The organism is Mycobacterium gordonae, from assembly GCF_002101675.1.
Lineage (GTDB): Bacteria > Actinomycetota > Actinomycetes > Mycobacteriales > Mycobacteriaceae > Mycobacterium > Mycobacterium gordonae.
On the sequence record NZ_LQOY01000026.1, the window covers coordinates 45,321 to 66,944 of the forward strand.

The 21,624-nt window shown below is 66.4% G+C and carries 18 protein-coding genes; 12 read left to right on the plus strand and 6 right to left on the minus strand.

All coding sequences use genetic code 11. The annotated features are described in order from the left end of the window. Window positions 1–4 precede the first annotated feature (4 nt). Complete coding sequence (locus AWC08_RS04995) at window positions 5–1,744, minus strand: molybdopterin-dependent oxidoreductase (RefSeq protein ID WP_065132014.1); 1,740 nt, start codon at window positions 1,742–1,744, stop codon at window positions 5–7. Window positions 1,745–1,934: 190 nt separating this feature from the next. On the opposite strand from AWC08_RS04995, the gene AWC08_RS05000 reads away from it, so the two are divergent. Beyond that, the gene (locus AWC08_RS05000) at window positions 1,935–2,363 is read left to right on the plus strand and encodes a type II toxin-antitoxin system Rv0910 family toxin (RefSeq protein WP_174900755.1); all 429 of its coding nucleotides are present in this window, start codon (window positions 1,935–1,937) and stop codon (window positions 2,361–2,363) included. Between the two features lie 3 nt (window positions 2,364–2,366). Here AWC08_RS05000 and AWC08_RS05005 read toward each other — a convergent pair whose 3' ends face one another. From AWC08_RS05005 to malQ, 3 genes are all read right to left on the minus strand, one after another. Further along, the gene (locus tag AWC08_RS05005) at window positions 2,367–2,642 is read right to left on the minus strand and encodes a LapA family protein (protein WP_232008055.1); all 276 of its coding nucleotides are present in this window, start codon (window positions 2,640–2,642) and stop codon (window positions 2,367–2,369) included. A 102-nt stretch (window positions 2,643–2,744) separates the two neighbouring features. Beyond that, a complete protein-coding gene (locus AWC08_RS05010; protein ID WP_065132015.1) occupies window positions 2,745–3,215 on the minus strand; it encodes a nuclear transport factor 2 family protein in 471 nt (156 codons plus the stop codon). Next, on the minus strand, window positions 3,209–5,380 hold the full coding sequence (gene malQ, locus AWC08_RS05015) for a 4-alpha-glucanotransferase (RefSeq protein ID WP_065132016.1): 2,172 nt from the start codon (window positions 5,378–5,380) through the stop codon (window positions 3,209–3,211). Before malQ ends, AWC08_RS05010 begins: the two co-directional genes overlap by 7 nt. 255 nt (window positions 5,381–5,635) lie before the next feature. On the opposite strand from malQ, the gene eccB reads away from it, so the two are divergent. The 5 genes from eccB to AWC08_RS05040 all read left to right on the plus strand — a co-directional run bounded on the left by eccB (window position 5,636) and on the right by AWC08_RS05040 (window position 14,673). Continuing rightward, window positions 5,636–7,165: a type VII secretion protein EccB gene (eccB, locus tag AWC08_RS05020; RefSeq protein WP_065132017.1), complete on the plus strand. Its 1,530-nt coding sequence runs from the start codon at window positions 5,636–5,638 to the stop codon at window positions 7,163–7,165. Then, a complete protein-coding gene (gene eccCa, locus AWC08_RS05025; RefSeq protein WP_065132018.1) occupies window positions 7,162–11,325 on the plus strand; it encodes a type VII secretion protein EccCa in 4,164 nt (1,387 codons plus the stop codon). Before eccB ends, eccCa begins: the two co-directional genes overlap by 4 nt. Window positions 11,326–11,839: 514 nt before the next feature. After that, window positions 11,840–13,063, plus strand: a complete 1,224-nt coding sequence (locus AWC08_RS05030; protein ID WP_085087433.1) for a PPE family protein — start codon at window positions 11,840–11,842, stop codon at window positions 13,061–13,063. 75 nt (window positions 13,064–13,138) lie between these two features. Then, the gene (locus AWC08_RS05035; RefSeq protein ID WP_065132019.1) at window positions 13,139–13,438 is read left to right on the plus strand and encodes a PE family protein; all 300 of its coding nucleotides are present in this window, start codon (window positions 13,139–13,141) and stop codon (window positions 13,436–13,438) included. A gap of 11 nt (window positions 13,439–13,449) precedes the next feature. Next, window positions 13,450–14,673 carry a PPE family protein gene (locus AWC08_RS05040; protein ID WP_065132020.1) on the plus strand — a complete coding sequence of 408 codons (1,224 nt, stop codon included), beginning with the start codon at window positions 13,450–13,452 and terminating at the stop codon, window positions 14,671–14,673. Here AWC08_RS05040 and AWC08_RS05045 read toward each other — a convergent pair. Continuing rightward, window positions 14,670–15,845, minus strand: a complete 1,176-nt coding sequence (locus AWC08_RS05045; RefSeq protein WP_085087430.1) for a cytochrome P450 — start codon at window positions 15,843–15,845, stop codon at window positions 14,670–14,672. The two genes, AWC08_RS05040 and AWC08_RS05045, sit on opposite strands and share 4 nt — an antisense overlap. Before the next feature lie 119 nt (window positions 15,846–15,964). Between AWC08_RS05045 and AWC08_RS05050 the strand changes: the two genes are divergently transcribed. The 3 genes from AWC08_RS05050 to AWC08_RS05060 all read left to right on the plus strand — a co-directional run bounded on the left by AWC08_RS05050 (window position 15,965) and on the right by AWC08_RS05060 (window position 18,774). Then, entirely contained in the window at window positions 15,965–16,159 is a 195-nt protein-coding gene (locus AWC08_RS05050; protein WP_065132022.1) for a ferredoxin, read from the plus strand. 145 nt (window positions 16,160–16,304) lie between these two features. Beyond that, the gene (locus AWC08_RS05055; RefSeq protein WP_069435170.1) at window positions 16,305–17,513 is read left to right on the plus strand and encodes a PPE family protein; all 1,209 of its coding nucleotides are present in this window, start codon (window positions 16,305–16,307) and stop codon (window positions 17,511–17,513) included. A gap of 37 nt (window positions 17,514–17,550) precedes the next feature. After that, window positions 17,551–18,774 carry a PPE family protein gene (locus AWC08_RS05060; RefSeq protein WP_065132023.1) on the plus strand — a complete coding sequence of 408 codons (1,224 nt, stop codon included), beginning with the start codon at window positions 17,551–17,553 and terminating at the stop codon, window positions 18,772–18,774. Window positions 18,775–18,787: 13 nt separating this feature from the next. Here AWC08_RS05060 and pstS read toward each other — a convergent pair whose 3' ends face one another. Next, entirely contained in the window at window positions 18,788–19,897 is a 1,110-nt protein-coding gene (gene pstS / locus AWC08_RS05065) for a phosphate ABC transporter substrate-binding protein PstS (RefSeq protein ID WP_065132030.1), read from the minus strand. A gap of 397 nt (window positions 19,898–20,294) precedes the next feature. On the opposite strand from pstS, the gene AWC08_RS05070 reads away from it, so the two are divergent. The 3 genes from AWC08_RS05070 to AWC08_RS05080 form a co-directional block, all read left to right on the plus strand. Continuing rightward, entirely contained in the window at window positions 20,295–20,633 is a 339-nt protein-coding gene (locus AWC08_RS05070; RefSeq protein WP_065132024.1) for a DUF732 domain-containing protein, read from the plus strand. A gap of 248 nt (window positions 20,634–20,881) precedes the next feature. Next, on the plus strand, window positions 20,882–21,181 hold the full coding sequence (locus tag AWC08_RS05075) for a type VII secretion system ESX-5 target PE19 (protein ID WP_055579137.1): 300 nt from the start codon (window positions 20,882–20,884) through the stop codon (window positions 21,179–21,181). Between the two features lie 312 nt (window positions 21,182–21,493). After that, on the plus strand, window positions 21,494–21,624 hold a 131-nt coding region (locus AWC08_RS05080), incomplete at its 3' end, for a WXG100 family type VII secretion target (protein WP_463842729.1).

Consider the following 21,624-nt stretch of genomic DNA (forward strand, 5'->3'; position numbering starts at 1 on the left):
CCTGCTACAGCGTCTGGTGGCGGCCGAAGAACTTGTGGTCTTCGCTGTAACCCCCGTAACCACTGCCGATTTCGGAGTAGTGCGCGACGAACTCGATGCCCTTGATCCATTTGACCTGCTTGAACCCGTGCTGCAGCTCGTTGCGCAGCCGTAGCGGCCGGCCGTGCAGGTAGGGGAGCGGCTCGCCGTTCATGTCATAGGCGAGCATGCTCATGTGGTGCGTCATCTGCTCGATCGGATGCGCGTTGTAATAGATGCCACCGGTGGCGCCCAGGCCCATCGAATAGAAGACCACCCATTTCGCTTCCGGCAGCGGTTTGACGATGTCCATGATGGTCTGCATCGACACCCCACCCCACTTGGCCACTCCCGACCAGGCCTGGATGCAGAAGTGCTGCGTGATCTGATCGTGGTAGGGCAGCGCGCGCAGGTCCTCGAGCGAGAACGCCACCGGGTTCTCGACCAGGCCGTACACGCGCAGCCGCCAGTCCGCAAAATCGTTCTTCTCCAGCTCCTTGTATTCGACCGTTTCCGGCAGGCGGCCGTTGCGCCAGTGATAGGGCGAGATGTCCTTCTCGGTGAAGGCGCCGGGTTTGGGATTGAGCCGTTCCAGCGAGCGCTGGAAGGGGCCGACCAGCGCGTACCCGACCCGCTGCACCACGCGTGGGTGGCGAATGGTGAACGGGGTTGCGGCAACCCATCCGATCGCCACGATCACCATCGCGACGCAGAAGACCGCAAAGCCAACCCATCCGTTGTCGTCACGGGCCGCGAACATGTGGTTGAGGTTTCGCAGGGCCTCGGTGGCGAAAACCATCGTCACATGCGTGAGGATGAAGAACAGGAAGTAGACCAGGACCAGGAAGTGCAGAGAGCGGGCATGCTGGATGCTCAACCGCTTGCTGAGCCAGTGCACCCGTTGTGACAGAGCCGGTGACATGCCGAGTCCGGTGATCACCGCCGCCGGAGCCGCAATGAACACGGTGGTGAAGTAGGCGAGCAACTGCAAGCCGTTGTATGCGACCCAGCCGTTGTCGGTGGGCCACTGCAGTGACGCGTACTGAATGGCCACCGACGCCGCCTGGGGGAACACATCCCAACTCGTCGGCACCAGGTGCCGCCATTGGCCAGTGAGGAAGAGCAGTACGTAGAAGACGGCGCCGTTGACCATCCACAACACGTCGACGCCGAGGTGCCACCAACGGGCCAGGCCGATCGAGTGCCGGAAGCCGGGCAACCCGAATTGCGGTGGGAGAGCAACGGTGTCGGCGTTGGCGGTCCACAATGGATCGTCCGGGACGGGCGGTCCCACCCGCAGCCACTCATCCTTGCCCGGCGTCGCATTGCGGCTGAAGTAGAGCCGAGGGTGATCGCACAGGATCTGAATGCCGGAACGGATGATGAACGTCATCATGAACAGGTTGAAGAAGTGCGTCCACCCGATCCACGCCGGCCGTCCGACGGCTCCGGAATGCTCATCGGTGCCGGGATAACGCGCGATGAACGACTGCACCGCCGGCATGTGGTGCAGCCCTTTACCGACCGCGACGCCGGCCAGCAGCAAAACGAAACCGATCGGGATCAGCCAGAGCAGGTTGAACCACTTGTCCCGGCCGACCCGCAAGCGCGGGGCCGTGGCGCGGCGCGTGAGATCGAAGCCACCGCCGTAGGACTCCACGTCGACGACGTCCTCGGCGGCATGCACCTCGCTGGCATAGTCCACCCCCAACTGACGTTCTGACATCGCCAATCCGGTGCGGGGGTCGGCCCCCGCGTCAAGGGATCTACTCACGTTGAGCAAATTTACACTATGGCGACTGTACAAATTAGAAACTGTGGCGAACTGCAGCGCTGGCGAGCCACGGTCGGGTTTACCCACCCTGGACACCCGGGTATGCAACCGCCCTGACCCCGAGTGCAGAGGAGCGGATTCGTTGGCAAGGGTAGAGGTGTCGACCACCTCCGAGGTGGAACCGGAAGCCGCATGGAAGCTGGCATCGGATCTGCAGCGATTCGACGAATGGATGACGATCTTCGGTGGCTGGCGAGGGGAGGTGCCTGACACGATCGAAGAGGGCACCTGTGTCGCGTCGCTGATCAAGGTCAAGGGATTCCGCAACGTCATCTACTGGGAAGTGACGCACTACGACGAGCCCAATTCGATTGAGCTGAAAGGCCGTGGGCGTGGCGGCGTCCGCCTAACGGTCGCGATGGCCGTCACGCCGAAAGACCCCGGTTCGGACTTCCAGCTCACCGCCGACCTGTCCGGTGGAGTGCTCAGCGGACCGGTCGGACGCCTGGTCGCCCGCGTTCTGCGCTCCGATGTCAAGAGGTCCGTCGAGAACCTGGCCGAGCTGCGCTGAGGCTCAACGGCGCCAATTGGGCAGCAGCGCTTCGCGTTCCGCTTCCCTTACCCGCCTGCGCTCCATGCTGAGCCAGGACAGCCCCGCGCCGAAAACCAGCATTCCACCACTGGACACCGAAACACCCACCCCCGCTTGGCCAAAGGCGAACGCCGCCACCGACACGACAAATGCGAGAACGGCTCCCGCCATCACCATGAGCACAGGCCTGCGCTCCGCGGCATCTTCGAATTCCCCCAGCTCGCGCTCGGCGCGAGGCATGTGCACGATCTCGGCCATCAGCGTCTCCCTCTGCAGTCAATTGCAGTCGGCCGTCCCGAACGACCACATCGAGCCTTCCAACGCCTACCCGAAATATCTTACGGGCAAACGGGTTCCGGGCTACTCGGACGATCGCAGCCGGCGCACCTGCCGGGTTTCGATGGCATTGACCGTCAGCGCCCGGCGGCTGATTCGCCAACCCGCGTCGGTCAACCGGTACTCGTCGTCGTAACGCAGATGCCAGATCACGTCCACGATTTCGGTCCCGTCGCCATCAACCGAACGCTGGGTCCAGTGGTGGGCGATTCCGGTGATGCGTCCCCGGGCCAGACCGGGTTGCCCCGCCAGGTCGTAGACCTCGCCGACGACCGCGTGCTCGGTGCGCGCGACCCGGGCCACCGCACCCACCGCGACCGCGATGGCATCGCGGCCCCGATGTACGTGGACCGGTTCCAGCGTCGCCGGCGGGTCAGCCACCACCAGCTCCGCAGTATCAGTGAATAGTGTTGCCACCGCATCGAATTGGCGATCATCCACCAAAGCGGCGTACCGGTGCACCAGATCGCTGAGGGCAGCCCGGTCGATCAGCATGAATTCGCCGGGGTGGTCACGGCACGCACTGCGTCGAGCAGTCGAGCGACGCGGGGGTCGGTGAACACCGATTCCAGCAGCATCGGCCGCCCGTCTGGACCGGTCAGCGGGACCCGCCAGTTCGGGTACTCGTCGGTGGTGCCCGGCTGATTCTGGGTGCGCCGGTCCCCGACGGCGTCGGTCAGCGCCACACCCAGGAGCCGCGACGGCGTCCGGCCGAGGTAGCGGTACAAGGCGAGAATCAGCTGCTCGGGGCTCTCCTGGCCGTCGTCGAGCAGGCCAACCCGGCGCAACTCGGCCACCCAGGCCGCCCGTTCATCGGCGGCCGCCTGCGCCTCGGCCGCGACGGGCCGGGTCAACAGGTCCAGCGATTCCCGCAACCGGACGTGGTCGCCGGTCAGGTAACCGGCCGTCGGGGGCAGGTCGTGGGTGGTGACCGAGGACAGGCAGTATTCCCGCCAGCGCTCGGCGCACAGCGGCGCGCCGGTTGCCTCGTCCTTCTCGAACCAGAGAATCGAGGTGCCCAGCAGGCCACGTAAGAGTAAGTAGTCGCGTACCCAGGGCTCGACGGTGCCCAGATCCTCACCGACCACGACCGCAGCGGCCCGCTGGGCTTCCAGGGCGACGATCCCGATCATCGCCTCGTGGTCGTAGCGCACGTACGTGCCTTCGGTCGGCGGCCGGCCCTCGGGGATCCACCACAACCGGAACAAGCCGATGATGTGGTCGATCCGAACTCCGCCGGCATGCCGCAGCACCGCCTGGATCAACGCGCGAAACGGCCGGTATTCCAGTTCCTCGAGCCGGTCGGGCCGCCATGGAGGCTGCGACCAGTCCTGGCCCAGCTGGTTGAACTCGTCCGGAGGCGCGCCTGCGGTCACCCCCAGCGCCAGCGCATCCTGCAGCGCCCAGGCGTCAGCGCCGGTGGGGTGCACGCCGACCGCCAGGTCATGCATGATGCCCAGCGCCATGCCGGCCCGGATGGCCTGCGACTGGGCCGCGGCGAGCTGCTCATCCAGTTGCCACTGCAACCACCGGTGGAAATCGACGGCCGTCGCGTTCTTCGCCGCGAAGGCGGTGACACCAGACGCGTCGGGATGTCGCACCGATTTCGGCCACTGATACCAATCGGTGCCGTGCTTGTCGGCCAGGGCGCACCAGGTGGCGAAGTCGTCGAGGGCCCGGCCCTCCCGCGCGCGGAAGGCGGCGTAGGCCAGCTCCCGCCCGGCTGATCTCGGCACGGCGTGCACAAGTTTGAGGGCCGCGCACTTGGCGGCCCAGGAGCTGTCGCGGTCGATGGTGTCCGACCGTGCGGCCCGCCGCTGGACCCGTTCGCGCAAATCCCGGATCCGGCCCCGCTTGGGCAGGTCGGCGTACTCCGGAATCGCCTCCACCCGCAGATACAGCGGATTGACGAAACGACGCGAAGTCGGCAGGTACGGCGACGGTTCGATTCGCCCACCACCGCCCCCCGGGGCCGGCAGGCAAGCGGCGTGCAGCGGATTGACCAGTAGATAGTCGGCGCCGTGCCCCCAGGCCGACCACAGCGCCAGATCACCCAGGTCGGTCAGGTCGCCGATGCCCCAGGACTGCCGCGACCGCACGCTGTAGAGCTGAGTGGCCAATCCCCAGGCACGGCGTGCTCCCAGCCGCTCCGGCATCCCGAGCCAGTCCGGCGTGATGATGAGCGCAGTGCTGGCACGGTGGTCACCGGAGCTCAGGTGCACGCGGTGGTAGCCCAGCGGCAGATCGGCCGGGAGCAGGAAGCTTGCCTCGCCGATCTGGCGTCCATCCAGATCGAACGGCGGGGTGAAGTTGTCGACCTGCACGATGCGGCTTTCCGGGCCGCTGAGTTCCGTGCCGTCCTCGAGTTGCAGCCACACCTCCGCCGGAGCGCCGTGGGTGACGTGCGCCCAGAACCGCAGTTGCGCACCGGCACGTCCGACGATCGTCGGCGGCAGCGATCGGGCCCAGTAGGACCGCAGCAATGCGCTCAGGGCCGCGTTGCGTTCCTGTTCCGTGCTCGCCGAAACGCCGAGCGCGCCCAGAACCGACACCAGGGTGGCTTCCGGGACGAACACCTGCTGACCACGCCAGTCCTGGTATCCGATGGCGATGCCGAGCCGGTGGGCGAGTTCGACAAGCGACGGCGCTAGCTCGGTCATGGAACAACATTTTTACGTCCCGCCACCCGCCCCGCAGCTCAGCGGGTCCCCTGCCGCCGATGTGAACACTGGGCTACTTAGCGCGCCGAGTCGGTGATTCGCAGCTAACATGCCCAGTGAAGTCACGACGACTCCGCGGGGGATCGAACGCCTGGCAAGGTCTGCGCAGGTGCCTTACCGTTGTCGATGTGATTTGGCGCTTCCCGATTAGCGGGCGTTTCATATCCGGGCGTTATGACCGAAAGGTGATCAAGCGTGGCTGAACATAGCCGCGGACAGCGGGGGTCGGGCTACGGCCTCGGGTTGTCGACGCGCACCCAGGTGACTGGCTATCAGTTCCTGGCTCGCCGCACCGCGATGGCGCTGACCCGCTGGCGGGTGCGCATGGAGATCGAGCCGGGCCGTCGCCAGACCCTGGCGGTCGTCGCTTCCGTTTCCGCTGCCCTGGTCATCTGCCTGGGCGCGTTGCTGTACTCGTTCATCAGCCCGGCGGGCCAGATCAACGAGTCGCCGATCATCGCCGACCGCGATTCCGGCGCCCTGTACGTCAAGGTGGGGGATCGGCTGTACCCCGCACTGAACCTGGCTTCGGCGCGACTGATCACCGGGCGGCCCGATAACCCGCACCTGGTCAAGGGAAGCCAGATCGCCAACATGCCGCACGGGCCGTTGGTCGGCATCCCCGGGGCTCCCTCCGAGTTCGCACCGAAGAGTCCCTCCACGTCGTCGTGGCTGGTGTGCGACACCGTCGGCGGCACGTCCGGTCCCTCGGGCATGCCGTCGCCGGCAGGCGTCACGGTGACCGTCATCGACGGCACGCCGGACATGAGCGGCCACCGCCGCATCCTCAACGGTTCGGACGCCGTGGTGCTGAGCTACGGCGGAAACACCTGGGTGATCCGCGAGGGCCGCCGGTCGAAGATCGACGCCACCGACCGCTCGGTGTTGTTGCCGCTGGGCTTGACCCCTGAGCAGGTCAGTCAGGCGCGCCCGATGAGCCACGCGCTCTATGACGCCCTCCCGGTCGGACCCGAGCTCCTGGTTCCGGAGGTGCCCAAAGCGGGCGCCCCGGCGACCTTCCAGGGCGCCCCGGGCCCGGTCGGAACCATCCTGGTGACGCCGCAGATCAGTGGGCCGCAACAGTATTCGCTGGTGCTGGAGGACGGCGTCCAGACCCTGCCGCCGCTGGTGGCCCAGATCCTGCAGAACGCGGGACGCCCGGGTAACACCAAGCCGGTCACGGTGGAACCGTCGGCGCTGGCCAGAATGCCGGTGGTCAACAGGCTGGACCTGTCGGCGTACCCCAACGACCCGTTGAACGTCCTGGACATCCGGGAGAATCCGTCGACCTGCTGGTGGTGGGAACGCACCAACGGCGAGAACCGGGCCCGCATCCAGGTCGTCTCCGGGCCGACCATCCCGATCAAGTCCAGTGAGATGAAGAATGTCGTCAGCCTGGTGAAGTCGGACGTCACCGGTCGTGAGGCCGACCAGGTCTACTTCGGCCCCAATTACGCAAATTTCGTGGCAGTCACGGGCAACAACCCGGGCGCCCAGACGGCAGAGTCGCTGTGGTGGCTGACCAACGCCGGCGCGCGGTTCGGGGTGGATGACACGAAGGAAGCCCGCGACGCGCTCGGTCTGACGCTGCAACCCAGCATGGCGCCCTGGGTGGCGCTCCGGTTGTTGCCGCAGGGTCCGACCTTGTCTCGTGCCGACGCCCTCGTGGAGCACGACACGCTCCCGATGGACATGACCCCTGCAGAGTTGGTGGTACCGAAGTGAAACGTGGATTTGCGCGGCCTACACCGGAGAAGCCTCCGGTAATCAAGCCGGAGAACATCGTCCTGCCGACGCCGCTGAGCATTCCGCCGCCGGAGGGCAAACCCTGGTGGCTGATCGTGGTCGGCGTCGTGGTGATCGGTCTGCTGGGCGGCATGGTGGCCATGACGTTCGCCAGCGGTTCGCACGTGTTCGGCGGCGTTGGCTCGATCTTCCCGATCTTCATGGTCGGCGGCATGATGATGATGATGTTCGGTGGCCGCTTCGGCGGTCAGCAGCAGATGAGCCGCCCAAAATTGGACGCCATGCGTGCCCAGTTCATGCTGATGCTGGACATGCTGCGGGAGACCGCGCAGGAGTCCGCCGACAGCATGGACGCCAACTACCGCTGGTTCCACCCCGCGCCGAACACCTTGGCCGCCGCGGTCGGCTCCCAACGGATGTGGGAACGCAAGCCCGACGGCAAAGACCTCAACTTCGGGGTCGTCCGGGTCGGGGTCGGCATGACGCGCCCCGAGGTGACCTGGGGCGAGCCGCAGAACATGCCCACCGACATCGAGCTGGAGCCGGTGACCGGCAAGGCGCTGCAGGAGTTCGGCCGCTACCAGAGCGTCGTCTACAACCTGCCCAAGATGATCTCGGTGCTGGTGGAGCCCTGGTATGCACTGGTGGGCGATCGCCCGCAGGTACTGGGGCTGATGCGCGCGATCATCTGTCAGCTGGCCTTCTCGCACGGCCCCGACCACATCCGGCTGATCGTCGTCAGTTCCGACCTGGACGAGTGGGATTGGGTGAAGTGGCTGCCGCACTTCGGTGACTCCCGGCGCACCGACGCCGCGGGCAGCGCCCGGATGGTCTACAGCTCGGTGCGCGAATTCGCGGCCGAGCAGGCCGAACTGTTCGCCGGCCGCGGTTCGTTCACACCCCGGCACGCGAGCTCGTCCGCCCAGACCCCGACCCCGCACCACGTGATCATCGCCGACGTCGACGACCCGCAGTGGGAGTACGTGATCAGCGCCGAAGGTGTGGACGGCGTGACGTTCTTCGACCTGACCGGCTCGGAGATGTGGACGAACGTGCCCGAGCGCAAGCTGACCTTCGACAAGATCGGCGTGATCGAAGCACTGCCCCGCGACCGCGACACCTGGATGGTGATCGACGACAAGGCCTGGTTCTTCGCACTGACCGACCAGATGAGCACGGCCGAGGCCGAGGAATTCGCCCAGAAGCTGGCGCAGTGGCGCCTGGCCGAGGCCTACGAGGAGATCGGCCAGCGGGTCGCCCACATCGGGGCCCGCGACATCCTGTCCTACTACGGGATCAGCGACCCGGCGGACATCGACTTCGAAGACCTGTGGGGCAGCCGCACCGACACCATGGGCCGATCCCGACTGCGCGTGCCGTTCGGCAACCGCTCCGACAACGGCGAGTTGCTGTTCCTGGACATGAAGTCGCTGGACGAAGGCGGCGACGGCCCGCACGGCGTCATGTCGGGTACCACTGGTTCCGGTAAGTCGACGCTGGTGCGAACCGTGATCGAGTCACTGATGCTCGGCCACCCGCCGGAGGAACTGCAGTTCGTGCTGGCCGACCTCAAGGGTGGGTCCGCGGTCAAGCCGTTCGCCGGCGTGCCGCACGTCTCGCGCATCATCACCGACCTCGAAGAAGACCAGGCGCTGATGGAGCGGTTCCTGGACGCGCTGTGGGGTGAGATCGCCCGCCGTAAGGCGATCTGCGACAGCGCCGGGGTGGACGACGCCAAGGAGTACAACTCGGTGCGGGCCAGAATGCGGGCCCGCGGCCAGGACATGGCGCCGTTGCCGATGCTGGTGGTCGTCATCGACGAGTTCTACGAGTGGTTCCGGATCATGCCGACCGCCGTCGACGTGCTCGACTCGATCGGCCGCCAGGGTCGCGCCTACTGGATTCACCTGATGATGGCCTCGCAGACCATTGAGAGCCGGGCCGAGAAGCTCATGGAGAACATGGGTTACCGCCTGGTGCTCAAGGCACGCACCGCCGGCGCCGCGCAGGCGGCAGGCGTACCGAACGCGGTGAACCTGCCGGCCCAGGCCGGTCTGGGCTATTTCCGCAAGAGCCTCGAGGACATCATCCGGTTCCAGGCGGAGTTCCTCTGGCGCGACTACCTGCGCATCTCCACCGTCGACGGTGAGGAAGCGCCGGTGCTGGTGCACAGCATCGACTACGTGCGCCCGCAACTGTTCACCAACTCCTTCACCCCGATGGAAGTCAGCGTCGGAGGTCCGAGCATCGAGCCGGTAGCGAGCTTCAGCAACGGCGAGGCGCTGAACGGCCACGTCGAAGAGGACGAAGAAGAGGAAGCGATCCGGACGCCGAAGGTCGGCACCGTGATCATCGACCAGCTCCGCAGAATCAATTTCGAGCCGTACCGCTTGTGGCAGCCGCCACTGACCGAGCCGGTCGCGATCGACGAGCTGGTCAACCGTTTCCTCGGCCACCCGTGGAACAAGGACTACGGCTCGGCCCGCAACCTGGTGTTCCCGATCGGCATCATCGACCGGCCGTTCAAGCACGACCAGCCGCCGTGGACGGTGGACACCTCCGGCCCCGGTGCCAACGTGCTGATCCTGGGTGCCGGCGGGTCCGGCAAGACCACCGCGTTGCAGACGCTGATCTGCGCCGCGGCGCTGACCCACACGCCCGAACAGGTGCAGTTCTACTGCCTGGCCTACAGCAGCACCGCACTCACGACGGTGGCGCAGTTCCCGCACGTGGGCGAGGTCGCCGGTCCCACCGATCCCTACGGCGTGCGCCGTACGGTCGCCGAACTGCTGGCGCTGGTGCGCGAGCGCAAGCGCAGCTTCCTGGAATACGGCATCGCGTCGATGGAGATGTTCCGCCGGCGCAAGTTCGGCGGGGAAGCCGGCCCGGTGCCCAACGACGGGTTCGGTGATGTGTTCCTGGTGATCGACAACTACCGGGCGCTGGCCGAGGAGAACGAGGTGTTGATCGACCAGGTCAACGTGATCATCAACCAGGGTCCCTCGTTCGGCGTACACGTCATCGTCACCGCCGACCGCGAGTCGGAGCTGCGGCCGCCGGTGCGAAGCGGTTTCGGTTCCCGTGTCGAATTGCGTCTGGCCGCAGTCGAAGACGCCAAACTGGTGCGCTCGCGTTTCGCCAAGGACGTTCCGGTCAAGCCCGGGCGTGGCATGGTGGCGGTCAACTACGTGCGGCTCGACAGCGACCCGCAGGCCGGCCTGCACACCCTGGTGGCGCGCCCGGCACTGGCCAGCACGCCGAACAACGTCTTCGAGTGTGACAGCGTTGTCGCGGCCGTCAGCCGGCTCACCACGGCAGCGGCACCTCCGGTACGTCGTCTGCCGGCCCGGTTCGGCGTCGAGCAGGTCCGCGAACTGGCGGCCCGCGACACCCGTCAGGGCGTCGGTGCCGGCGGAATCGCCTGGGCGATCTCGGAATTGGACCTGCAGCCGGTGTATCTCAACTTCGCCGAGAACTCGCACCTGATGGTCACCGGCCGTCGCGAGTGTGGCCGTACCACGACGCTGGCCACGATCATGTCCGAGATCGGACGGCTGTACGCGCCGGGTTCCACCAGCGCGCCGCCACCTCCGCCCGGACGGCCGTCGGCGCAGGTGTGGCTGATCGACCCGCGCCGTCAGCTGCTCACCGCGTTGGGCTCCGATTACGTGGAGAAGTTCGCCTACAACCTCGACGGCGTGGTGGCCATGATGGGTGAGCTGGCGGCTGCCCTGGCGGGACGCGAGCCGCCGCCCGGTCTGTCCGCCGAGGAGCTGTTGTCGCGGTCGTGGTGGAGTGGTCCGGAGATCTTCCTGATCGTGGACGATATCCAGCAGCTGCCGCCGGGCTTCGATTCGCCGCTGCACAAGGTGGTTCCGTTCGTGAACCGGGCTGCAGACGTCGGGTTGCACGTGATCGTCACGCGCACCTTCGGTGGTTGGTCGTCGGCGGGCAGCGACCCGATGCTACGTGCCCTGCACCAGGCCAACGCGCCATTGCTGGTCATGGACGCCGACCCGGACGAAGGCTTCATCCGCGGCAAGATGAAGGGCGGCCCGCTGCCCCGTGGTCGAGGCCTGCTCATGGCCGAGGACACCGGCGTGTTCGTTCAGGTTGCGGCCACCGAGGTGCGCAAGTAGTTCCAGTCAGGTCATAGCGCAAGCAACGCCGCCGCGTCGCTGTCGATTTTCCAGTTCGCTGGATTCGACACGGCGCGGCGGCGTTGTCTGCTTGTGCGGCCCTAGCGACATCGCGGTGAACATTGCGCTCGGAAACAGGGTCGCAGTCGATTTGTCGCGGATCCGTCCCCCCGATTTGTGCAGGTCAGAGCGCAGCGCTCGATCGATGGTTTAACGCCCGCTGAACAACGGTTGGCCGGGAATGAATAGTCGGTGTCATCGGTATCCTCGCCTGATTTCAGGTTCTAATGTGTTTTCTATGTGCTTGCGCGAAAGCAAACCAGATAACTGCTGACGATGCTACTATCTCCGGCTTTTTTGTGGTTGGAGAGATATTTGGGTTCTCGGCAGCTCATCCGGCAAGCGCAGCATTACCGACCCGCTGCACGACTGAGCTCGGTCACCGCATGGGGGAGCAACCGCAGCAACCGAAAGCCAGACCGCCGAGGCGGTCTCGGCTGGCTGAGGAGGGGTGGTGTTGGACTTCGGAGCGTTACCGCCCGAAATCAACTCGGGCCGGATGTATGCCGGCCCCGGATCGGGCCCGATGCTGGCCGCAGCGGCGGGCTGGGATGGGCTCGCCGCCGAAATGACCACGGCGGCATCGGGTTACGGCTCGGTCATCACCGAGTTGACCAGTTCGCCGTGGGTGGGACCGGCATCCCAGTCGATGGTGGCCGCGATCGCGCCTTATGTGGCCTGGATCAGCGCCACCGCGGACCAGGCCGAGCAGGCTGCAACGCAGGCCAGGGCAGCTGCCGCCGCCTACGACACCGCGTTCGCCATGACGGTGCCGCCGCCAGTGGTCGCGGCAAATCGAGCGCTGCTTGCCACGCTGATCGCCACCAATTTCTTCGGACAGAACACGCCGGCGATCGCGGGGACCGAGGCACATTACGCACAGATGTGGGCGCAGGACGCCGTCGCGATGTACGGCTACGCCGCCTCGTCAGCGACCGCTCTGCAACTGAGTCCGTTCACCCCGCCGCCGCCCACCACCAACGCCGGCGCGGAGGCCGGGCAGGCAGCGGCCGTCGGCCAGGCCGCCGCGGCACCCGCGGGCAACGCCGCGGCGACCGTCGGCCCGACCCTGGCGCTGGCCTCACTGCTGGGCACCCTCGGGTCGCCGGTATCCACGTCGGCCCCGGTGACCGGCCTCGAAGGGCTCCTTACCGGATTGGGCTTCTCGTTCGCTCCGGACTCGGTCGCATTGCCCCCATGGTTCCTGGGCTCTAACGGCCTGATCGCGACGGTGTTCGGAAACTCCACGAACATCTGGAACTCCGTTACGAATTACCCCTACTTCGCGCTGGGATCGGCGAACTCACTCCTCGCTTGGGGTGCCGGCATGCTGCCCGGTGCGCCCGCTCCCAACCCGGCCCTGGGTGGCGCCCTGACACCTCCCGGTGCCATCGGCGCCTGGGGGACGCCGGTATCTGCCGGATGGGCTCAGGCCGGCACGGTCGGCAAGCTGTCGGTGCCGCCTACCTGGGCCGCGAACACGGTCGGGCAGGTGACTCCGTTGCCGCCGGGCTTGGCAGGTTTCGACGGCCTCAGCGCCGCGGCGTCCAAAGGCACCACCAACGGCATGCTGAGCGGACTGCCGACCAGCGGACTCGGCCGTCGCGCCGCCGGCGGCTACACGAACAAGTACGGGTTCAAATACAGCGTGCTGACTCGATCGCCGTCGGCCGGATGACCCCGAAGGAGTGCCACCCAAAGCTCACGCGCACTGAAACATGTTGATCCGCAGCGTCATTCGAGAGGAAGTCAGATGTCATACGTAACCACCCAACCCGAGGCACTGTCGTCGGCCGCCGCCAGCCTGCAGGGTATCGGCTCGTCCGTCAGCGCGCAGAACGCGGCCGCTGCCGCCGCGACGACCGGAGTGGTTCCGGCCGCCGCCGACGAGGTGTCCGCGCTGACCGCAGCACAATTCGCCGCGCACGCCCAGATGTACCAGGCCGTCAGCGCCCAGGCCTCGGCCATCCACGAGATGTTCGTCAAGACCCTGGGGACCAGCGCCGGTTCATACGCAGCCACCGAGGCCGCCAACGCGGCCGCGAGCAGATAGGGGACCGCGCAATGGATTTCGGGGCGTTGCCGCCGGAAATCAATTCGACACTGATGTATTCCGGCCCTGGCTCGGGGCCGCTGGTGGCCGCCGCCTCCGCCTGGAATGGGCTGGCGGCGGAACTGAACTCCTCGGCGCTGGTCTACGACAAGGTGGTCACGGGGCTGGCCAGCGAGGAGTGGATGGGGCCAGCGTCGGCCTCGATGGCAGAGGCGATCACGCCATACGTCGCATGGATGAACACCACCGCGACGCAGGCCGAGCAGGCCGCCGGCCAGGCCACCGCGGCCGCCGCCGCCTACGAGAACGCGTTCGCCGCCACGGTCCCGCCGCAGCTCGTCGCGCTCAATCGCGCCGAGCTGGCCCAAGCCATGACGACCAATGTCTTCGGCCAGAACAACAACGTCATCGCGGCGCTGGAAGCGCAGTACGGTGAAATGTGGGCCCAGGACTCCGCGGCCATGTACCAGTACGCGGGATCGTCGGCGTCCGCAGCCAAGGTGACCCCGTTCGCCGCGCCGCCGCAGACAACCAGCCCGACCGCATCGGCCATCCAGGGTGCCGCCGTCTCCCAGGCGACCGCGACCGCCGCCGGCTCGGCCCAGCAGACGCTGACGGACCTGCTCAACGGGATACAGACGCAGTTGGCGGGTCTGGCCTCACCCAGCAACATGGCCCTGCTGGGGCTGAATCCGACCAGCGAATCGCTGACCGGCATCGCCTTCAACCCGAACTCCCTGCTGGGGTCGGCGCTGACGGGCATCGGCGGAAGCAGCACCATCAACCCGCAGTGGTTCATCACGGCCTTCCGCAATTTCGCCGGACCCGCCTACAACATCGAGGGCCTGCCGTACTTCTCGACCGGTATGGCCAACACCATGCTGTCGCTGAGCAAAGGACTCGCGCCGGCCGCGTCGTCGGCCGCAGGCGCCGCCCACGGGCTGGGAGGCCTGGGTGGCCTGCTGGGCGGCGGTGGGGCACCGGTGGCGGCGAGCCTTGGGCAAGCCGCTTCCGTCGGCAAGCTGTCGGTGCCGCCGGCGATCGCGACGCTCGGTCCGGCCGTCAGCCACGGCGCGCCGATTCCGATCAACAGCATCAGCGCCACTCCGGAAGCCACCGGAAACCTGTTGGGCGGCATGCCCTTGGGCGGTTTGGGACCCGGCGCCGCGGCAGCCGGCGGGCAGAAGTACGGATTCCGCCCGACCGTCATGGCGCGACCGCCCTTCGCCGGCTAGCCCAGCCGCAAGGGCAGCTGCGTCAGGGCGAATGTCTTTGACGGGAATGCGATTTCGGGCTGAAACCCAACCGGGAGCTCGAAATCGGGGATCTGCCGCAGCCACTCAGCGACGATGACGGTCAGTTCCATTCGGGCCAGATGAGACCCCAGGCAGCGGTGCGGTCCGCCACCGAAACCCCAGTGGCGGTGCACTTTTCCATCCAGTACCAGGTCATCGGTACTGGTCGCGTCGCTGCCGTCGCGGTTGATGGCCGCCAGACACAGCCGCACCTGCGACCCCGGCGGCAGCGTCATCCCGCCGACGTTGACGAAGTCGGTCGTGATGCGCGGGGCTACCGGCGCTGATGGCTCGAGCCGCACGATTTCCTCGATGAAGACCCGGATCTGCCGGACATCGTCAACGAGTTCCGCGCGCAGCTGCGGCCTGCGGGCCAGCTCTAGCAAGGCGAAGCCGATGGCCGCGGTGACCGTGTCGAGGCCGGCGAGAATCAGCAGGTGACTCATGCCCAGCAATTCGAGATCCGAGAAGTCTCCGGGACCGGTCATGATCCGGGACAACATATCTGAGCCCGGCCGCCGCCGGCGCCGGCGGATCGCGTCGGTCAGATACTCGAGCAGTTCGACCTGACCCTGCTGCGCCTCGGCCATGGTGAGGAATGGCTTATCGCCAACAATCGAATCCTTCCACCCGATCAACATATCCCGATCGGCCAGCGGCAGCCCGTAGAGGTCGAGGAACACCTGGAAGGGATACAGGGGCGCGAAATCAGTCATCACCTCACACTGGCCCCGCCGGGCAAGCTCCGCGATCATCGCGGTCGCGTGCCGCTGCAACACCGGCCGCGATTCGCTGAGCCCGTGCGGGCTGAAGTAGGGTTGCAGAATCTTGCGGTACCGGGTGTGCTCGGGCGGATCGAACGAAAGCGGAAGCACCGGAAGCGGATTGGTCGGCGGTTGCAGCAGCCGGGAGGAGAAGACCCCGGGATTGCGCAGCGCGGCGAGTACGTCCTCGCGCCGCGTCAGATAGTAGGAACCGTTCATGTACACCACCGGGCCGGCGTCGCGCAGAGTTCGCCATCCGGCCCCGCGATCATCGGTCAGCGGCAGGGACGAGTATTCGAGCCGGGGCAGATAAAAAGACTGCGTCCGGCTTCCATCCGCGGCACTCATGAAAGCAAAACTTTCCTCAATTCATCCCGCGCAGCTGCCAACGGCGCCATGCCCGAGAAACCTACCAATCCGATTGCCGTGTGGCATATCGGCGGCCGACCGACGGCTAAGCTGGCCGGGTGAAGGTTCGTGTCGACCGGTCGAAATGTGTTGGGCACGCTCAGTGTTACGCAGTCGACCCGAAGCTGTTCCCGCTCGACGAGTCTGGGTATTCGATTCTGCCCGAACACCTGGTCAAGCCCCAGGATGAGGAACTGGTTCGCGACGGCGCCGACGCCTGTCCGGAAATGGCGATTCTGCTGGAAATGGACTGAAGGCTGAATTCCGGGTTAACAGACATTCACGAGCAATGAATTGTTGGCTTTGCCGCGCCCAAACCCCGAACCACGCCTCTAAGTTCCAATGAGTCCAGTCTGTGACTGCTCCGCGCGATAGCGACGCCAATCGTCAGGAGGGGTGTTGTTCGACTTCGGGGCACTGCCGCCTGAGATCAATTCCAGTCGCATGTACAGCGGTCCGGGACCGGGTCCGATGCTGGCCGCGGCCTCGGCCTGGGACGGCGTAGCGGGCGAAATGGCCTCGGCCGCAAGGGGCTACGCCTCGGTCATCGGCGAGCTGACGAGTTCGCCGTGGATCGGCCCGGCATCCCGGTCGATGCTTTCCGCGGTGGCACCCTATGTGAGCTGGCTCAGCGCGACCGCCGGCCAGGCGGAGCGTGCGGGCGTGCAGGCCCGCGCGGCCGCTGCGGCTTACGAGGCCGCGTTCACCCTGACGGTGCCACCGCCGGTGATCGCGGCCAACCGAGTCCTGTTGATGACGCTGGTCGCGACTAACTTCTTCGGGCAGAACACTCCCGCGATTGCGGCGACCGAGGCCGACTACCTGGAAATGTGGGCCCAGGACGCGGCTGCGATGTACGGGTACGCGGCGTCGTCGGCACTGGCCACCGAATTGGGCCGGTTCTCCCAACCCCCGACGACCACCAACCCGGCGGCGCCGGCGGACACGTCCGCGCCGGGCACCACCCCGACGATTCCGCAGCTGCTCTCGGCGGCCGCGCTTCCGCAGCTCGGACCCCAGTTCATGGCGGCACCGGCGGCGGCGACGTCCGACGTGGTCATCATCACCGACACCCCGGTGCGCACCGTCCCCATGCTCGGGTGGTTGCCGACGCCGGATAACAACTGGGCGGGCCTCTATCCCGGTATGTATACCGCGATCAGGCAAACGCTGCAGGCCTACTTCGGGGTCGGCCTCGCCAACTTCGGCTGGTCCATCGGACAGCAGCTGCAGGACGGACTCGGCACGACGGCGGGTTCCGGTGGCGCCTGGTATCCGACGCCGCAATTCGCCGCGCTGGGCGCCGGCGGCTGGAATTACCACGGTGGGGCAGGACTGTCGGCCAGTATCGCCTCGTCCGCCAAGGTCGGTGGGCTGTCCGTGCCGGCGAGCTGGACCGGTGCGCCCGGTGCCACCGAACCCGCGCCGGCAATCACGGCGGCCACCCACCTCACGCCCTCGGCCGGCGACACCGGCCACGTCAACGGAGTCAACGCCGCACTGCGCGGATTGTCGTTCGGAACACGCGACGGCCAGCGTGCCGGCAATCTGGGTGTGCGTTACGGACTGCGTTACACCGTGCTTACCCGACCTCCGTCAGCCGGATGAATTTTGTTGATTCGCAGAGATATTGAGGAGTCGCGACATGGCAACCGATTTTGGGGCGCTACCGCCCGAGGTCACCTCGGCGATGATGTATGCCGGTCCGGGGGGAGCATCCTTCGTATCTGCCGCATCCGCCTGGAACGCGTTGGCCGCCGAACTCACATCGACTGCTCAGGGCTACGAAACGGTGCTCGGCCGGTTAGCCGGGGAGGAATGGCTTGGTCCGGCTTCGGCAACGATGGCGCTGGCGGCGCAGCCGTACGTGGACTGGCTGACGGCCACCGCCGGGCAGGCGGAACGGGCCGCCGTCCAGTCTCAGTCGGCCGCGGCCGCCTTCGAGACCGCTTTCGCCGCGGTCGTGCCTCCGCCGCTGGTGGCGGTCAATCGCGCGGAACTGGCCCAAGCGTTGCAGACCAACGTGTTCGGTGTGAACAACGGTGTGATTGCGCAGCTGGAAGCCCAGTATGCGGAGATGTGGGCGCAGAACGCCGGGACCATGTACAGGTATGCGTCGTCCTCGGCGCTCGCGTCGAAACTGGAGTCGTTCACCGCCGCCCCGGGTATCACCGACGCGGCCGGCACGGCGACTCAGAGCGCAGCAGTGGCCGCCGCCCAGGCCGCCCCGGCGGCTTCCATCCAGGAGTCGCTGCAAAGCTTCTTCAGCCAGATCACCGGCCAGCTGGGACTGCTTGCCACCCCGGCCGGGACACAGCAACTGCTGACCGAGACCGCAACGCAGTTTCCGATACTCACCGAGATCTGGTTCCTGCTGACCGGGCAGACCACACTGCCCAACAACCTCGGCACGTTCATGCAGGGTTACTCGAATTATGCGAGCTTCTTCTACAACACCGAAGGGCTGCCGTACTTCAGCGTCGGTATGGGCAACTTCGGTGTTCAGATGGCCAAGTCGGCGGGTTTGTTGAACACCGCGGCACCGGCGGCGGCGGCCGCTGTCCCGACGCCCCCGATCAGCGCGGCGCTCGGTGCCGGCGGACAGGTGGCCGCCGGCCTGGGCGAGGGCGCCCACATCGGGCACCTGGCGGTTCCCGCGTCGTGGCCCGGCGCGTCGGCGGCGGCACCTATCGTTCGCCCGGCTGTGCAGATGATCAGTGAGCCGATCACCGCCGGCGAGTCGGCGGCAGCCGGAAATGTCTTGAGCGGCATGCCGATTGGTGGCGGAGGCAGTGGTCGCGGCGCGGGTGCGGCTCCGCGCTACGGGTTCAAACCCACCGTCATGCCCCGCCAACTGCCGGTCGGCTGAGGCGCCGGCGTTTTCACGAGATGGCGTTCACGGCCGCCGACAATCGCGCCTTGAACGCCTCTGGAATCGGAATGTAGCCGTTGTCCGCCAAGCCGCTCTGACCCGATCCGATGGTGCTCTGCAGGAATGCGCGGACGGCGGCTCCCTGCTGGGCATCGGGGTACTTCGAGCAGACGATCTCATACGTCGCCAGCACGATCGGGTATGAACCGGGCTGGCTCGGCCGATAGAACGAGATCGTGTCCAGCACCAGGTCGTTGTTCTTGTTCACCACCCCGGCCGAGGCGATGGTCTTGGCTACCGAATCGGTGCTGATCGCCACCGGATCCCCACCCGCCGAGGTGATGATCCGGGCCATGTTCAGATGCTGCGCCTGCGCGAACGACCACTCGTTGTAGCTGATCGCTCCTTCGGTGCGGCCCACCGCCGCGGCGGTGCCGTCGTTGCCCTCGGCTCCTTCGCCGACACCGCCCTTGAACTGTTTGGCGGCGCCTTTGCCCCAGCTGCCGCCGGAAGCGGTGTCCAGGTACCGCTGGAAGTTGTCCGACGTTCCCGACTCGTCGCTGCGGTACACCACCCGGATCGGTTCAGCGGGCAGCTTGGCCGAGGTGTTCAACGCCGCGATTGCCGGGTCGTTCCAGTCGGTGATGGCGCCGTTGAAGATCTTGGCCAAGGTCGGGCCATCCAGCGTCAACGCCGACACCCCATCGACGTGGTAGGTGACGGCGACCGGCCCGAACACCACGGGCAGGTTCCACGCCGGCGATCCGCACCGTTGTTCGGCGTCGGCGTACTCGCTCGGGCTCAACGGGGAATCGGAGCCGCCGAAATCGCTCTGGCCAGCCACGAATTCGCGGATCCCGGCACCCGACCCGTTGGCCGTGTAGTCGATCCGCTGCCCCGGGCAGGCACGCTCGAATACGCTCACGAACCGGCTCATGGCGTTCGCCTGGGCGGTCGACCCGCTGGCCTTGAGGGTCTGCTTTCCGCCGCAATCCACTTTGACCGGCGAAGTGCCGGAGGCTGAACTCGGCGCAGTTGCGCTGTCTTTAGCGCCGCATCCGGACAGCAGGACCATCGCGGCGGTAAGAACGGGAATGGCACCAAATCGGTTCAGTCGCAATTCAGTCCTCTGGTTCCGGTAATCGAATTGAATTCCAGTCAGCACCGCTCGAAAATTCTTTCTCCAAGTTCGACATCCGCAAGGAGAAACACTATCGGAATTACCGCGGGCCGAAAATTAACGGTCGGTGGCATCCGGTGGTCCTGCCCGTGAACGGCAATCCTGCTGGGCCGCTTCAGGAATTCGCCGGCCATTCCGCGGTTGCCTGCACCGCTGCCGGAGCGCAGCAGATCGCCGGCGGGGGCGCTAAGTGGCCGGCGGGTAAATAAGTTGTGTATAACTGTCTGCTCAACTGGATGTGTGGATCCGCACTCGCGAAAATTGAGTACCAGAAAGCCGCCCTTCGACGATCGCAGTTCGGCTAGGCCAGCAGATCACCACCTCCGGGAGCAGCTGAATGAAATCGCATATTCGCGCGGCTCGTCTGGTCACGGCCGGGGCGCTGACAGCGGTGTTGGGCGCCCTGGCGCTGGCACCGGCTCATGCCGACACCACCGACGACAAGTTCCTGGCGGCGCTGCGATCGGAGGGCATCACCGATCACGTGTCCAACGCGCACGCGATCGAGGCCGGCCACTTCGTCTGCGTCAAACTCGACAACGGCATGTCACCGAACGATGTCGCCAACGACGTGCTGAACAGCAGCAACATGCCCGCCTATCACTCCGGATTCTTCGTCGGCGCGGCCATCGACGCCTATTGCCCGCGGCATAAGGCCGAGCTGCGCGCCTCGTAGGGCGATGCCCTGAAATGCCAGGCCAGCGCCCTTTGACCGCTGAACGTTCGACAGTTGCAACTCAGTGCTGCGAGTGCCCTCCGAAGCAGGTCAGACGCTGTTACTGTGTCGTTACGAGAGGTCACTTCGTATTGCCGTCTAGTGAACAAATGTCGACCAGGCGGCGTCGAGGGCGACCTGGCGCCACGCAGTCATCTACTCTCGTCCCGAGGGAGCGGTTGCTGGGATGAATTTAGGGAGGAAACAGCATGTCGTTCGTGACCACACAGCCGGAGGCTCTGGCGGCTGCGGCCGGAAACCTGCAGGGTATCGGCACCACAATGAGCGCTCAGAACGCAGCCGCTGCGGCACCGACCACGGGGGTGGTTCCGGCCGCGGCCGATGAGGTCTCGGCGCTGACCGCTGCGCAGTTCGCCGCGCACGCCCAGATGTACCAGGCCGTCAGCGCTCAAGCCGCGGCGATTCACGAGATGTTCGTCAACACCTTGTCGACCAGCTCCGGTTCGTACGCGGCCACCGAGGCCGCCAACGCTGCAGCCGCAGGCTGAGCGACTTGACGCGTTGAGATTTGGGGACGGACAGCAACGGACTTGAGTTCGACTGCGACGTCTCAACAGGCGGTGATAGCGGGGTTTGACGGCCGGTCGGGGCCATCGCTCACGCATCACCTGCATTCGCCGTCAACCCGGACAGCGGTGTCCGGGTTCGACACCTTTCCGACCGTGGAGCACCCGGTGGCCGCCGGCTGACCGAAAGGGGAGATTCGCAGTACTACCGGTCGGCGGATACGTCCGCGTGTAGCCGATCGGCCATCGTGCCTTAACTAACCGACAGCAGTAACAAGTTAAAGGAGAAATCAGGTGACTACACGTTTCATGACTGACCCGCACGCAATGCGGGACATGGCGGGGCGTTTCGAGACCCACGCACAGACCGTCGAGGACGAGGCCCGCCGCATGTGGGCGTCCTCGCAGAACATCTCCGGCGCCGG